Genomic DNA, 12,208 nt, shown 5'->3' on the forward strand with positions numbered 1-12,208 from the left:
TCCGGGCCGGCCCGCTCAGCCGGGTCCCGGCCGCAGCCACGCCTCCCGCTGCGGCGACCCGAACGCGCCCAGCTTCGCGTAGGACCAGGCGCGAAGGACCTCGTGGGCGACCCCGTCCCCGGGCGGCACCGACGCGACGACCACGTCCGTCATGTGCCGGGACAGCAGGAGGTCCCGCAGCCGGGTGGCCACGCCCTCCAGACGGTAGTCCGGCAGGACCATCAGCTCCGTGAGCACGAAGAGGCGGCCCGCCCCCGCGCGCCCGGCCGCGTCGGCGGGCAGGACGTTCCGCAGGGAGTCCAGGAGCGCACTGCCCCGCGCGGCCCGGAACCCGTACAGACAACCGGCGAGCACCGCACCGGAGTCGGCCGTCACCATGTCGAAGTCGGGCTCCTGGACATGCCGTTCGAACCGCTCCAGGAACGCCTTCCGGTCGGCGCCGCCGGGCTCGCCGCTGCCGCCGGGACCACCCGACCCGCCGGTCTTGCCGGTCACGCCGAACCCGCCGGTCCCGCCCGGCCCGTAGCACTCCACGTACACGTTCGCGATCGACTCGCGCTGCTGCTCCGCCTGCCACCGGGTCAGCCGTCGCAAGAACACCTCAGCCATCCACGCCTCCCACCCCGCGCCCCGCGACCCCGAGCCGCCCCGCCCCGCACGCCGCACCTGGACTCCGCATGGTGACACCACAGGACCGCTCGCGGAACTACGCGCGGACGACGAGCTGCGGGGAGAACGCGCCGAGTGCGTGCCCGGGCGCGCGCGTGGCTCGCGCGCCGCGGCTCCCGACGCGGGCGAACCGGCCCCCTCCGGCCCCCCCGACTCACGTCCGCAGCACCGTCCCCCTCCGCTCGAACTCCATCAGCGCCTCCACCTGCCCGACCGGCGCGCTCCCGAGCGCCCGCTCGAGCAGCCACAGGGACCCGTCGATCCCGGAGCTGACCCCGCCCGCGCAGACCAGGTTCCCGTCGTCGACGACGCGGGCGTCGCGGACGTCGGCGCCCCGTTCGCGCAGGTAGTCCTTCGCGCGGTGGTGCGTGGTGCAGGGGCGGTCGCCGACGACTCCGGCCGCGTGCAGCACGATCACGCCGGTGCAGACACCGAGCAGGGTGAGGTCGGGCCGGACGGCCTCCTTCAGGGCGCGGGTCAGGCGGCCCTTCTTGATCTCGGCCCAGATCCCGGCGCCCTCCCGCTGCGCGAAGCCGCCGCCGGGCACGACGATCACGTCGGCCGCGTCCGGGTCCCAGGCGCCGACGTCCGTCACCCGCGTACCGAAGCGACCGGTGAAGCCGCCCGGGCCGCCGCTCGTGACCAGTTCCGTCTCGACCCGCTGCCCGACGGAGCGCGCGGCGCCGAAGACCTCCAGGGGACCGGCGAAGTCCAGCTCCTCGACGCCGTCGAAGACGACGATGTGCACGCGCAGCGGACCCCGCCCGTGTCCCTCACCGCGTCCCTCATCGCGCCGCCCCCGCGCCGCCGCGCTCCCCGCGCCCCACGCCGTCGCCCCGGCCGCTCCCACGGCGGCCGTTGACCTCAACAGACCCCTGCGGTCCATCTCTGCACTCCTAGCTCTCGTTCAACTCCCGTACCGATGTGGACAGTTGGTCGTGCGGCACGAGGGCGGGGTTCCCGCGGGCCGGGAGATTTCGATGGGGGAGCCAAGCAGGTGAAGGACCTCCACGCGGCGCCACTCACCGGCTACGGTGAGCGTCTGGACGCGGGACGGGAGCGCACGTCTGCTCGGGCGGAGGAGCCGATGGGCCAACAGCGAGCGGACACGGGCCAGTTGACACGGCTGCGCCTCGACGAACTGCTTGAAGAGCTCGCCGCGCGGATCAGCGCGGTCCGCGGCACCCGGGACCGGCTGCACAGCCTCCTGGAGGCGGTGCTCTCGGTCGGCAGGGAGCTGGACCTGGCCCAGGTGCTCAGACGCATCGTGGAGACGGCGGTCGCCCTCGTCGACGCCGAGTACGGCGCGCTCGGCGTGATCGGCCAGGGCCGGATGCTGGACGAGTTCCTGCCGGTCGGCATCAGCGACGAGCTGCGCGCCCAGATCGGCGACCTGCCCTCCGGGCACGGCCTGCTCGGCGAGCTGATCCGCAACCCGCAGCCGCTGCGCCTCGCGGAGCTGTCCGACCACCCCGCGTCGTCCGGCTTCCCGCCGCACCACCCGCCGATGCAGTCGTTCCTCGGCGTCCCCATCCGCGTACGCGACAAGGTCTTCGGCAACATCTACCTGACCGGCAAGCACGGCGGCGCGGAGTTCGACGCCGAGGACGAGTCGGTGCTCTCCACCCTCGCGGTCGCGGCCGGGGTGGCGGTGGAGAACGCCCGCCTGTACGAGGAGGCGCGGCTGCGCGAGCGCTGGCTGCAGGCGAGTGCGGAGGTCACCGGCGCGGTGCTCTCGGGCGCGCCGGAGACGCAGGTCCTGGAGCTGATGGTGGAGCGGGCCATGGAGATCACGTCCGCCGAGCTCGGCGTGATCGAACTCATGCGGGGCGACGGCGAGTTGCGGGTCGAGATCGCGCTCGGCCTGGGCTCCGAGGCGCACCGCGGCGCCATCCTGCCGCGCGAGGGCTCCTTCGCGGGGGCCGCTCTCGACGCCCAGGCCCTCGTCTCCGCGTCCGATGTGCGCAAGGACGCCCGGGTGACGTTCAAGGCCGACCGCTGGGAGGGGATCGGCGCCGCCGTCGCCGTACCGATGAGCACGCGCGACGACGTACGCGGCGTCCTGCTGCTCGCCCGCAGCAGCGGCCGCCCCGGTTTCTCCGAGGCCGAGACCACCCCCCTGACGGGCTTCGCGGGTCAGGCCGCGCTCGCCCTCGAACTCGCCGACCGGCGCCGCGACGCCGAGCAGATGAGCCTCCTCGAAGACCGTGACCGCATCGCCCGCGATCTGCACGACCTGGCGATCCAGCGGCTGTTCGCGACCGGCATGACGCTGCAGAGCGTGCAGCGGTTCGTGGAGCACCCGGGGGCCGCCGAGCGGCTGCGCCGGGCCGTCGACGACCTCGACGCCACCATCAAGATCATCCGCTCCACGATCTTCGGCCTGCGCGACCACGAGGCGCCCGGCGGCGCGGCCGGTCTGCGCGTCCGCACGGTCCGCGCGATCGAGGACGCGGCCGCCGTCCTCGGCTTCACCCCCGCCCTGCGCATGGAGGGCCTGGTCGACACCGACGTCTCCCGCGCGGTCGCCGACGACGTGGTCGCCGTCCTCAACGAAGCCCTGTCCAACGTCGCCCGGCACGCCCGCGCCCGCCGCGCCGAGGTGTCCCTGGTCGTACGCAAAGGGGTGCTCGAACTGGCGGTCGTGGACGACGGGGTGGGGATCGAGGCGGGGACGAGGCAGGCCGCCGGGGCCGGGGCCGGGGCCGGGGCCGGGGCTGAGCGGGGCGCCGGGCTGCGGAACCTCGCCGAGCGGGCCGAGCGGCTCGGGGGCGAGCTGGTGGTGCGGGCGGGGGAGCGGCGGGGGACGCGGCTGGAGTGGCGGGTGCCGGTGGCGGGGGTGGGGTCGGGGTAGGGCCGGTGCGGTGGGCCCGGCTTCCGGTGGGGCGGTGGGGCCGGCCCGAGGGCCGGCCGGTGTCACTCCTGGGCGGTCGGCCTCAGCGCACGAGCCCGATCGCCTCGATCTCGATCATCCACTCCGGGTCGGCGAGCGAGGACACCTCCACGAACGACTCCGCGAGGTGGGGCTTGTCCGGGAAGTGCTCGGCGCGCAGCGCGGCGAAGACGTCCTGCCGTGCGATGTCGGTGACGAACACGGTGGCCTTGACCACGTCGGCGAGGCTGGAGCCCGCGTTCGTCAGGACGGTCGACAGGTTCGCGAGCGCCTGCCGGGCCTGCGCCTCGAAGTCCCCGGCGCCGACGGTGGCCCCCTGGGCGTCGATCGGGGCCTGGCCGGAGGTGAAGACCAGGTTGCCGACGCGGACGCCGAGCGAGATGCCCGCGGACTCGTACCAGTCGGGATCCGCGGTGACGCGCACGCGCTCGGCGGCGGGCTGGGCAACGGGCATGCTGATGACACTCCTTCAGGGTGGTGGCGTGATCCACGCAGGACAGCCACGGAGTGCCTTGATCCATTCCCGGGGGGGGCATGGGTGCCCGGGGGGGGCATGGGGGCCCGGAGGGCCATCGGCTCAGTGGGCGGGACCCCGCGGCGTCGGCGAACCGGGCTCGGTCCTGGGTCCGGCGTCGGGCGGCGCGACCTGCGCGGCGAGGACGGCGGCCTGCACCCGCCGTTCGACGCCCAGCTTGGCCAGCATCCGGGAGATGTGGTTCTTCACGGTCTTCTCGGACAGATACAGCTTCCCGCCGATCTGCCGGTTGGTGAGCCCCTCCCCGATGAGCGCGAGGATGGCACGCTCGCGCTCGTTGAGGACGGACAGCCGGGCGTCCTCGGGCGGCAGTTCGCCCTCGGGACCGCGCAGCGACCGCATCAGCCGGGCCGTCGTGGCCGGGTCGAGCAACGACTGCCCGGCGGCGACGGTCCGTACCGCCGTCACCAGGTCGGATCCCTTGATCTGCTTGAGTACGTAGCCCGCGGCGCCCGCCATGATGGCGTCGAGCAGCGCGTCCTCGTCGTCGAACGAAGTGAGCATCAGACACGCCAACCCCGGCATGAGCGCGCGCAGTTCACGGCACACGGTGATGCCGTTCCCGTCGGGCAGGCGGACGTCGAGGACGGCGACGTCGGGCCGCAGCGCGGGCCCCCTGGCCAGCGCCTGCTCCCCGCTGGCGGCCTCCCCGACCACCTCGATGCCGGGCTCGCCGCCGAGCAGGTCGCGCAGGCCGCGCCGGACGACTTCGTGGTCGTCGAGCAGGAAGACACGGATGGGGCGTGGCGGGGCGCCGGGCTCGGCCGGATCCGGTGCTGCGGCAGTGCTGTCCATCTCTACCCCTTGGTCGGCCCGGGCGTGTCCATCGGTCTGCCGGTCGGCGGCTCTGCCGCGCGGAGGGGGCACCGGTGTCCGTGTCCGTGCCCGTACGGCGGAGATTTCATGTCCGTACGGGGGCGGCGAACCGTGCCCCTTCGAGGGTGACGGTAAGGGCTTGCTCCCTGCCAGGGGCCGAACGGCCCGGCGGGGCCCGGACGCTGGGGCCGAGCGGCCCCGCGCGAGGGCCACTCGGCCCTCGCGCGACTCGCCCCGCACAGGGCATTGTTGAGTACGGAACAACCCTCGACACGGGATTCCGGTGCCGCGGCGGAGCTGGACTCCGCCGCACCGGATCCGTTCCCGGTGCGGCACGGCTGAGTGCATGTCCAGCGACCACCGCACCCGCCTGCGCGGCCGCAGGGGAGCGGCCGCGCAGGCGCATCGAGCGCCCGCGCGCCCCCGCGCATGCCACGAAAGTCAGGACATACCGCCCTCTGAGGGCGTGCCGACCCCTGATAGATTCCCAGCCACCCACCCATTTTCGGACAACAGTCCTGAATAGGAACGTGCACTCGGTGGGAACCGGGCCAGGTCAGGTCAGGCAAGGCGAGCAGGCGGGGGAACATGTCCACGGACCCGATGGACGGGCACAACGCCGTCACACTGATGGGCATCGTGTTCGTGGCGGCGGTACTGGCCGTGGGCCTGACGGCGTACGCCACGGTCACGCTCGTACGGGTGGCCACTGGACGCGCGGACTCCGCGGGCGCGGACCCCGTGAGCACGGACCCGGTGAGCACGGACCCCGCGCGGCGCGGAATCCTCCGCACCTCCCGCACCCTCCAGGCCCTCCGTGCCACGGCGTCCCTGGCCGGTGCGGGCGCCCTGGCGGTCTATGCCTGGGGCGCCCTGCGCCTGCTCGCCCTCGATGACACGGAACGGGGCGCGGCCTGCGTCCGGGCGGCGGACCCGGCCGACGCGACGACGATCGACGGCTACAGCGCCACGTACTTCCCGCTGCGCTTCGGCTGCCACGCGGCGGACGGCGCGACGTACTCGGTGGGTGTGCCCGAGTACGTCAATCCGGCGGCGCTGGCGCTGACGATCGCGGCGGCGGTGCTCGCGGGGGCGGCGGCCGTGTTCAGGTCGCGCACGTCGGCGCGCGGCGCGGAGCGCGTGGCGGCCTGACTCCGGACGCCCCCGGCGTCACTTGCCCCCGGCCAGGGTGTGCGCCACCAGCGCGTTGGCGTGCCCGTGCCCGAGCCCGTGCTCGGCCTTGAGCCACTTCACGAGATCCATGTGCTTGCTCAGCTCGGACCCCCGAATGAGCTCCACCCACTCCGAGATGGAACGCCCGTACTTCGCCTCGATGGAAGGAAAGTAACTGGCGGGCCCCTTCACAGCGGCATCAGACATCTCAACGCCCTCCTCGGGTCTCACGCTTGGTATCTGGTCTCACGTTCGGTCTTTTCACACATAGGACCACCCCCGTCCCCAGGACTCATCGCCTCCGCGAAGTGATCCACGTCACGCACCTTCGAGCGACCTGCCCCGCACCTCCAGGTGCAACCCTTCGGTTGCGCTAAGCTCGACCATGTGCAACTCTGAAGTTGCACTAACTGTCGAGAGCGAGACGACCGAAGGAGCCCGCCATGAGTGACACCGGGAACGGCACGCCTGCCCCGCGGAGCCCGCACACCCCGCCCGACCGGATCGAGCGCGAGACCCTGATCGCCGCCTCCCTGGAGCGGGTCTGGTCGCTGGTGACCGAGCCCGGGTTCTGGGTGGCCGACAAGGCGAGCCTGGCGGGGACCACGGCCAGGGAGGGGGAGTCGATGGTGGCGAGGAATCCGGAGTACGGGGACTATCCGGTGCGGGTGGAGAAGGTCGAGCCGCAGACGTATGTGGCGTACCGCTGGGCCAGCGCGTTCCCCGGCGAGGAGCTGCGGGCCGACAACAGCACCCTCGTGGAGTTCACGCTGACCTCGGAGGGCGACAAGACCCGCCTCCGCGTCGTGGAGAGCGGCTTCGCGGCGCTTGCCGGGTCCGAGGAACTGCGCGCCCGGGCCGTACGGGACAACACCGGCGGCTGGCCCCAGGAACTCGACGCGCTCAAGCAGCGAGCCGAGCAGCCGACCGCGTGACCGACCAGGAACCGGCCGCCGACGGGGTCGCGGGTGAGGCCGTGGACGGTGTTCTCGCCGCGCTGGCCGACCCGACCCGCCGTCGGCTCCTCGACCTGCTCGCCGCGCGCGGCGAGGCCACCGCGACGAAGCTCGCCGACCAACTCCCCGTCTCCCGCCAGGCCGTGGTCAAGCACCTCGCCGTCCTGGACGCCGCCGGTCTGGTCTCCGGCAACCGGGTCGGACGCGAGATGCGGTACGCGGTACGGCCCGCGGCACTGGACGTCACGGCCCGCTGGATGGCCGCGCTCGCGGCCGACTGGGACCGGCGCCTCGCGGACATCAAGCGCATCGCGGAGGCGGCGGAGCGGGACGCGCGCTAGGCGCGCCCTGTACTCGCCCTGACCGTCAACGGCCCCCGCCCGCACTCGGCCAGGCCCCGATTCGGCCCAGACGCCCACCCCTGGCACCCGCCCCGCCCCGGCGCCCGAGCCTCGCCCTCACCAATGCAGCATCTGCATCAACTCCCCGCTCCGCACCCCGGTCGCCACCCCCGGCGCATCCTCCCCGGGGCGCACCCACCCGGCCCGCTCCGCCGCCGCGACGGCCGCCGCCTCCGCCTCGTCGGCCGCCGCGTTCAGCGCCTGGTTCGCGCCCAGTTCGCCCGCCTTCGCGGCCGCCCCCGCCGCCTGTGCCGCCTTGAGGGCCGCTTCGCAGGCGGCGACGGCGACTTCGCTGTCGGCGTCGTGGATCCGCCCCATGCGGGCCGCCTGCGCGGCGGACGCCGCGGCGTTCCTCGCGCAGCGCGAGTCCGCCGCCGGGTCGGGATCACCCTCGGCGAGTACGGTGATCGCCTGTGCGGACACCCGCGCCGCATGAGCCGCCTTCCAGACGACCCCCTCGTCCACGTCGGCCGCGCCGGAGACCTTGTCCGCGCCCCGCCCCGCCCCACGCCCCCGCTCGATGTACCTGCTCACAGCCGCAGCCCGCGCCGCCGCACTCCGCGCCCGAGCCGAGTGCCCCGCCCGCAGGGCATCCCCGGCCGTGGCGTCGGCCGCGGACTCGGACGCGGATTCCACCGCAGGCGCAGCCTCGGCCCCGCCCTCGACCTCCGCCACGCCCTCGGCCCCGCGCACCGCCCCACCCCGAGGCGCCCCGCCCGAAACCTCATCCCGCCCAGATCCCCTCACGCCCCATCTCCTTCACGACATCCGCTCCACGACGACCCCTCGCCGGAACGTCCCTCACGGGAACGTCCCTCACGGGAACGTCCTTCACGGGAACGTCCTTCACGGGAACGTCCCTCACCGGAACGTCCCTCACCGGCCCCCCCTCACGGGAACGTCCCTCACCGGAACCCCCCTCACAAGAACAACCCCAACCCCTCATCCACCGACCACACCTGCCAACTCATCGCGAGCAGCGCCACCGCCGAGATCAGCGCCATCATCAGGTTCTGTCCCTGCTCGGCCCAGTCGTGGATCATGAGGATGAGGTAGATCAGATTGAGCGCGAGGCCGCAGGCCAGGGCGATCGGGGTGAGGAAACCGGCGATCAGGCCGAGGCCCAGGGCCAGTTCCGCGTAGGCGACGACGTAGGCCATCAGCCGTGGGCGCGGCTTCACCACGGTGTCGAAGCCGCGGCGCACGACGGGCCACCGGTGCTTCTCGGCGATGCCGGCCGCCCAGCCGATGCCCCCGCCGGTGAACCAGGTCTTCTTGTCCTTGTGCCGCCAGCTCTCCAGCCACCACAGCCCGAGCCCGATCCGGAGGATCGCGAACCACTCCGCGCCGCTGAGCCAGATCGTCCGCATCACGTGCCCTTCCCGCCGCCCGCCGCCCGGTACTGGGCGGCGGTGCCTGTTCCTGCGCCCGCTCGCCCGTCAATGTCTGACGATCCGTCAGTTCAGCGGATGCCCCGCGAGAGCGCAAGGCCTCGTGCGGCCCCGCCCGGCCCGCACGGCCCCCGAGGCCGCCGCCCCCGACTTCGCGCTGCCGCTTGCCGTGCGGCCCGCCTCGCCATAGCCTCGATCTGATGGGTCGTCAGATTCGGGCCGGTGGATCCGGCGGGCGGTGAGGGGACACAGCGTGAGCGGCAACGAGAGCGGCGCCAGGGACATCCCGAAGGTCATCAGCGTGGACGATCACGTCATCGAGCCCGCGCACCTCTTCGAGACCTGGCTCCCGGCCAAGTACCGCGACCGGGGCCCGCGGCCCTTCACCGCGGGCATCGGCGAACTGGCGTACGTGGGCGGGAAGTACCGCTTCACCACCGACCCGGAGGGCCAGGTCACGGACTGGTGGCGGTACGAGGACGAGATCTTCCCGTACAAGCGCATCATCGCCGCCGTCGGATTCTCCCGGGACGAGATGACGCTCGACGGGATCACGCGGGAGCAGATGCGCCGCGGCTGCTGGGACCCCAAGGCGCGCCTCGCGGACATGGACATGAACCACGTCGAGGCCTCGCTCTGCTTCCCCACCTTCCCGCGCTTCTGCGGCCAGACCTTCGCGGAGGCCAAGGACAAGGAGGTGGGGCTCGCGTGCGTCCGCGCGTACAACGACTGGATGGTCGAGGAGTGGTGCGGGGACAGCGGGGGGCGCCTGATCCCGCTCTGCCTCATCCCGCTGTGGGACGTGGAGCTCGCCGTCGCGGAGATCAGGCGGAACGCCGCGCGCGGGGTGCGGGCCGTGACCTTCAGCGAGATCCCGACCCATCTCGGGCTGCCCTCGATCCACTCCGGCTACTGGGACCCGTTCTTCGCGGCCTGCGAGGAGACCGGGACGGTCGTGAACATGCACATCGGCTCGTCGTCGCAGATGCCCGCCGCCTCACCGGACGCGCCCCCCGCCGTCCAGGCCTCGCTGTCCTTCAACAACGCGATGGCCTCGATGATGGACTTCCTGTTCTCGGGGGTCCTCGTGAAGTTCCCCCGGCTCAAATTGGCTTACAGCGAGGGGCAGATGGGGTGGATTCCGTACGCCCTGGAGCGCGCCGACGACGTCTGGGAGGAGCACCGGGCGTGGGGCGGCGTGAAGGACCTGATCCCCGAGCCGCCGTCGACGTACTACTACCGGCAGATCTTCTGCTGCTTCTTCCGCGACAAGCACGGCATCGAGGCGATCGAGACGGTCGGGGTGGACAACGCCACCTTCGAGACGGACTACCCCCACGTCGACTCCACCTGGCCGCACACGAAGCAGGTCGCGACCGACCACGTGGGCCACCTCCCGGAGGACGTGGCCTACAAGCTGCTGCGCGGCAACGCGATTCGTATGCTGGACCTGCCGTTTGACCAAGACCGGACGGCCGCGGCCACGGCCTGACGCCACGGCCCGCGACGCACCGCGCGGAGAGGCAGGCGGACCGGATGTCGCATCCCACCTCGGAGGCCCTGACCACGCTGGCGCGCGCGTATGTGCGCCGCGCGCCGGGGTCCTTCGGCAAGGCGGCGCTGGCCTCCCGGTATCTGAACGCCCGCCTGCGGGAGCACCCCCGGCGCCGCGTGGTGGACGTCGACTTCGGGGCGCGGGGAGCGGAGGAGGCGCTCGGCGCGCCCGGTGTGCGGTTCGCCGTCGACACCCAGGACCTCATCCAGCGCTACCTCTACCTGTTCGGCTCGTGGGAGCCCCACATGACGCGGTGGCTGCGCGGCCGGCTCCGCCCCGGGGACACGTTCGTCGATGTCGGCGCCAACATCGGCTACTTCGGCGTGCTGGCCTCGCGGCTCGTCGGACCGACCGGGCGGGTGGTGACGGTCGAGGCCTCGCCCGTGTTCCACGAGCGGCTGCTGCGGCAGGTGCGGCTCAACGCCTGCGGGAACGTCCGGGCGCTGAACGCCGCGGTGTCCGACCGGGCGGAGACACTGACGTTCGTCCTGGCCAGCTCGCACAACATGGGGGCGAACAGCATCGTCCCCTACGACGGCCCCGCGGAGTCGAAGTTCGACATCGAGGCCCGCCCGCTGCCGGAGCTGCTCGACGCCGAGGAGATCGCCACCGCCCGCGTGGTCAAGATCGACGTCGAGGGTGCCGAGGGCGGCGTCGTCCGCGGCATGGCCCCGATGCTCGACCGGCTGCGCCCCGACGCCGAGGTGACCGTGGAGGTGACCCCGGACCGGATGCGCCAACTCGGCGACTCGGCGGAGGAGTTGATGGCGATCATGCGGGAGCACGGGTTCCACGCCTACCGGATCGCCAATGAGTACGCCGTCGGGACCTACCCGGCGGCCCTGCGCGGCCCGGCCGCCGCGCCGGTCCGGCTGCGGGGTCCCGTGGTCGAGGAGAGCGACCTGATCTTCTCGCGGGTCGACGCGGAGACGTTGTAGGCGAGGCGCCGCAGGCAGAGGCGCGTTCAGGCGCGGCGGGTGCGAAGCCCGCGGTGGGTGCGAAGCCCACTGCGGGTACGAAGCCCGCTGCGGGCGGCGGCGAAGTCGGCCTCGGCGGAAGGCCCCGCTCAGTAGCGCCACTCGAAGCCCCCCAGGGCCCGCGCCCGCGCCTGGACCACGGCCATCCGCACGTCCCGCTCGGCGGCGTCCGTGTGCGCGGGCTGACTCGTCGCCTGGCCGGGCCACTTGCGGTAGAGCAGGCCCACCTCGGCGGAGAACCAGCCGCGGGACACCGCGTTCAGGGCGAGCAGGAGGCCGGTGTCCTCCGAAGCCGGGAGCGCCATCCAGCCGCCGAGCGCGACGAGCAGGTCGCGGCGGACGAAGAGCGTCGCCGGATGGACCGGCGCGCGGTAGTCGTGCGCCGCCCAGTGGTCGAGCACGGCCCGGCGCTCGATCGGCCCCTGCCCGGGGTCCCCGGGGAACCCGACGGTCGTGCCGTCCGGCAGCAGGTCGAGGACGCGGGACGTGGCCCACCCCAGCGTCGGATCGCTCTCCAGGGCGGCCAGATCGCGGGCCAGCGCCCCCGGGGACAACTGGTCGTCGGCGTCCAGGACCTTGACGTAGGGGCCGTCCGCGTGGCCCAGGGCTAAGGTGCGGGCGACGCCGGGCCCGCCGCGCCGGCCCTGGCGGAACGTCACGCGGCCGTCGTCGGGGACGTGCGGGGCGACGCCCTCGCCCAGGCCGTCCTGCTGGATCACCCAGTGCCACTCCCACCCCTCGGGGAGCCGTTGCGCGCGCAGTGATTCGTACGCGCCCGTGAGGTACGGGGCGGAGGGGCCGTGGACTGCCGTGATGATGACGACGCGCCTGCGCACGGCACG

At 73.3% G+C, this 12,208-nt stretch carries 14 protein-coding genes and 1 pseudogene; 7 read left to right on the top strand and 8 right to left on the bottom strand.

What is annotated here, in order from left to right:
• Positions 1-15: 15 nt before the first annotated feature.
• Both ACZ6BG_RS38255 and ACZ6BG_RS38260 read right to left on the bottom strand, forming a co-directional pair.
• Positions 16-609 (bottom strand): hypothetical protein, encoded by a 594-nt coding sequence (locus tag ACZ6BG_RS38255; RefSeq protein ID WP_469010772.1) that lies wholly within the window; start codon positions 607-609, stop codon positions 16-18.
• A 214-nt stretch (positions 610-823) separates the two neighbouring features.
• Complete coding sequence (locus ACZ6BG_RS38260; RefSeq protein ID WP_469010776.1) at positions 824-1,555, bottom strand: DJ-1/PfpI family protein; 732 nt, start codon at positions 1,553-1,555, stop codon at positions 824-826.
• Positions 1,556-1,756: 201 nt separating this feature from the next.
• Between ACZ6BG_RS38260 and ACZ6BG_RS38265 the strand changes: the two genes are divergently transcribed.
• Positions 1,757-3,523 (top strand): sensor histidine kinase, encoded by a 1,767-nt coding sequence (locus tag ACZ6BG_RS38265; RefSeq protein ID WP_469010864.1) that lies wholly within the window; start codon positions 1,757-1,759, stop codon positions 3,521-3,523.
• Between the two features lie 82 nt (positions 3,524-3,605).
• Here ACZ6BG_RS38265 and ACZ6BG_RS38270 read toward each other — a convergent pair whose 3' ends face one another.
• Positions 3,606-4,016, bottom strand: a complete 411-nt coding sequence (locus tag ACZ6BG_RS38270) for a RidA family protein (protein WP_469010779.1) — start codon at positions 4,014-4,016, stop codon at positions 3,606-3,608.
• Between the two features lie 123 nt (positions 4,017-4,139).
• Complete coding sequence (locus tag ACZ6BG_RS38275; protein ID WP_469010782.1) at positions 4,140-4,892, bottom strand: response regulator; 753 nt, start codon at positions 4,890-4,892, stop codon at positions 4,140-4,142.
• A 609-nt stretch (positions 4,893-5,501) separates the two neighbouring features.
• On the opposite strand from ACZ6BG_RS38275, the gene ACZ6BG_RS38280 reads away from it, so the two are divergent.
• Positions 5,502-6,065, top strand: a complete 564-nt coding sequence (locus tag ACZ6BG_RS38280; RefSeq protein WP_469010784.1) for a hypothetical protein — start codon at positions 5,502-5,504, stop codon at positions 6,063-6,065.
• Positions 6,066-6,083: 18 nt separating this feature from the next.
• On the opposite strand, the gene ACZ6BG_RS38285 is transcribed toward ACZ6BG_RS38280, so the two are convergent.
• Positions 6,084-6,293 (bottom strand): DUF4287 domain-containing protein, encoded by a 210-nt coding sequence (locus ACZ6BG_RS38285; protein WP_469010786.1) that lies wholly within the window; start codon positions 6,291-6,293, stop codon positions 6,084-6,086.
• A gap of 236 nt (positions 6,294-6,529) precedes the next feature.
• Between ACZ6BG_RS38285 and ACZ6BG_RS38290 the strand changes: the two genes are divergently transcribed.
• Together ACZ6BG_RS38290 and ACZ6BG_RS38295 are read left to right on the top strand one after the other, a co-directional pair.
• A complete protein-coding gene (locus ACZ6BG_RS38290; RefSeq protein ID WP_469010788.1) occupies positions 6,530-7,021 on the top strand; it encodes an SRPBCC domain-containing protein in 492 nt (163 codons plus the stop codon).
• Complete coding sequence (locus tag ACZ6BG_RS38295) at positions 7,018-7,383, top strand: ArsR/SmtB family transcription factor (protein ID WP_469010790.1); 366 nt, start codon at positions 7,018-7,020, stop codon at positions 7,381-7,383. Before ACZ6BG_RS38290 ends, ACZ6BG_RS38295 begins: the two co-directional genes overlap by 4 nt.
• 117 nt (positions 7,384-7,500) lie before the next feature.
• On the opposite strand, the gene ACZ6BG_RS38300 is transcribed toward ACZ6BG_RS38295, so the two are convergent.
• Complete coding sequence (locus ACZ6BG_RS38300) at positions 7,501-7,977, bottom strand: hypothetical protein (RefSeq protein WP_469010792.1); 477 nt, start codon at positions 7,975-7,977, stop codon at positions 7,501-7,503.
• Between the two features lie 218 nt (positions 7,978-8,195).
• Here ACZ6BG_RS38300 and ACZ6BG_RS38305 point away from each other — a divergent pair.
• Positions 8,196-8,315, top strand: a pseudogene (locus ACZ6BG_RS38305) (pentapeptide repeat-containing protein); the annotation flags it as partial.
• Positions 8,316-8,363: 48 nt separating this feature from the next.
• Here the strand turns inward: ACZ6BG_RS38305 and ACZ6BG_RS38310 are convergent.
• Positions 8,364-8,813 (bottom strand): DoxX family protein, encoded by a 450-nt coding sequence (locus ACZ6BG_RS38310; RefSeq protein ID WP_469010794.1) that lies wholly within the window; start codon positions 8,811-8,813, stop codon positions 8,364-8,366.
• Between the two features lie 274 nt (positions 8,814-9,087).
• Between ACZ6BG_RS38310 and ACZ6BG_RS38315 the strand changes: the two genes are divergently transcribed.
• Together ACZ6BG_RS38315 and ACZ6BG_RS38320 are read left to right on the top strand one after the other, a co-directional pair.
• The gene (locus tag ACZ6BG_RS38315; protein WP_469010797.1) at positions 9,088-10,326 is read left to right on the top strand and encodes an amidohydrolase family protein; all 1,239 of its coding nucleotides are present in this window, start codon (positions 9,088-9,090) and stop codon (positions 10,324-10,326) included.
• Positions 10,327-10,370: 44 nt separating this feature from the next.
• Complete coding sequence (locus ACZ6BG_RS38320) at positions 10,371-11,327, top strand: FkbM family methyltransferase (RefSeq protein WP_469010799.1); 957 nt, start codon at positions 10,371-10,373, stop codon at positions 11,325-11,327.
• A 128-nt stretch (positions 11,328-11,455) separates the two neighbouring features.
• On the opposite strand, the gene ACZ6BG_RS38325 is transcribed toward ACZ6BG_RS38320, so the two are convergent.
• Positions 11,456-12,202 (bottom strand): glycosyltransferase family 2 protein, encoded by a 747-nt coding sequence (locus ACZ6BG_RS38325; protein WP_469010801.1) that lies wholly within the window; start codon positions 12,200-12,202, stop codon positions 11,456-11,458.
• Positions 12,203-12,208: the final 6 nt, after the last annotated feature.

This window comes from Streptomyces sp. NPDC041205 (assembly GCF_055591765.1).

What these genes read in the sequence shown, in the direction of transcription:
- ACZ6BG_RS38320 (WP_469010799.1), top strand. Translation starts at nt 10,371, where the DNA reads ATGTCGCATCCCACCTCGGAGGCCCTGACCACGCTGGCGCGCGCGTAT.
- ACZ6BG_RS38265 (WP_469010864.1), top strand. Translation starts at nt 1,757, where the DNA reads ATGGGCCAACAGCGAGCGGACACGGGCCAGTTGACACGGCTGCGCCTC.
- ACZ6BG_RS38255 (WP_469010772.1), bottom strand. Translation starts at nt 609, where the DNA reads ATGGCTGAGGTGTTCTTGCGACGGCTGACCCGGTGGCAGGCGGAGCAG.
- ACZ6BG_RS38270 (WP_469010779.1), bottom strand. Translation starts at nt 4,016, where the DNA reads ATGCCCGTTGCCCAGCCCGCCGCCGAGCGCGTGCGCGTCACCGCGGAT.
- ACZ6BG_RS38310 (WP_469010794.1), bottom strand. Translation starts at nt 8,813, where the DNA reads ATGCGGACGATCTGGCTCAGCGGCGCGGAGTGGTTCGCGATCCTCCGG.
- ACZ6BG_RS38275 (WP_469010782.1), bottom strand. Translation starts at nt 4,892, where the DNA reads ATGGACAGCACTGCCGCAGCACCGGATCCGGCCGAGCCCGGCGCCCCG.
- ACZ6BG_RS38285 (WP_469010786.1), bottom strand. Translation starts at nt 6,293, where the DNA reads ATGTCTGATGCCGCTGTGAAGGGGCCCGCCAGTTACTTTCCTTCCATC.
- ACZ6BG_RS38290 (WP_469010788.1), top strand. Translation starts at nt 6,530, where the DNA reads ATGAGTGACACCGGGAACGGCACGCCTGCCCCGCGGAGCCCGCACACC.
- ACZ6BG_RS38260 (WP_469010776.1), bottom strand. Translation starts at nt 1,555, where the DNA reads ATGGACCGCAGGGGTCTGTTGAGGTCAACGGCCGCCGTGGGAGCGGCC.
- ACZ6BG_RS38280 (WP_469010784.1), top strand. Translation starts at nt 5,502, where the DNA reads ATGTCCACGGACCCGATGGACGGGCACAACGCCGTCACACTGATGGGC.